This is a genomic window from Heliobacterium chlorum (genome assembly GCF_014502795.1).
Classification (GTDB): Bacteria; Bacillota; Desulfitobacteriia; order Heliobacteriales; family Heliobacteriaceae; genus Heliobacterium; species Heliobacterium chlorum.
Genome location: NZ_JACVHF010000145.1, coordinates 1 through 558, shown reverse-complemented (window position 1 = coordinate 558; position 558 = coordinate 1). Strand labels below are relative to the sequence as shown.

General features: G+C 40.5%; 1 protein-coding gene. It reads right to left on the bottom strand.

The window, feature by feature from the left end; all coding sequences use genetic code 11:
• The coding region (locus tag H1S01_RS20680; protein ID WP_188042186.1) for a BRO family protein at positions 1–416 on the bottom strand (416 nt) is incomplete at its 3' end.
• Positions 417–558: the final 142 nt, after the last annotated feature.

The window sequence follows — 558 nt, the reverse complement described above, 5'->3', positions numbered from 1 at the left end:
AATTGAATTTGCTTTTCCATAGCCACCAGTTGCTCGGCCATAAGCAACAGGAATTCAGCCGGTGTCGGTTTTGGAGTCGTGGACGATTCTATTTCGTATTTGCCGGTTTTTCGGATAGACGGCAAAACTTCTTTTTTTACCCACCGTTTGAAATCCTTTGCCTCAGGTAGCCGGCTCGTCCAAATAAGTTCTGTTAATCCAGATTCACTGATAATGCTCAATTCTTGTAATCCTCCAGGGGTGTAAAGTTTGGTTACACCCTTTTCGTCGGCATCCAGTCGTTCCAAAGCTTTGCGACTGTTGGAATGTTCAAGCACATCACAGACATCTTTTGCAATAAACCAAGGTTCGTTATCAATGATTACAGTTCGAACTTGATTCCCTTGATAATTGAACACCCGCTGAAGTTGATTCACAGTAAATTCATCCCCCTAGTCTTTTTATTGTGTCTGCTTTGAAGCAGAAACAACGTTACCGAGTTTATAACTTATCAGCAGAATAAACAATGTATAAATAGTGGTTATTCGAGTGATACATGGATAAGTTAGAACAAATCTG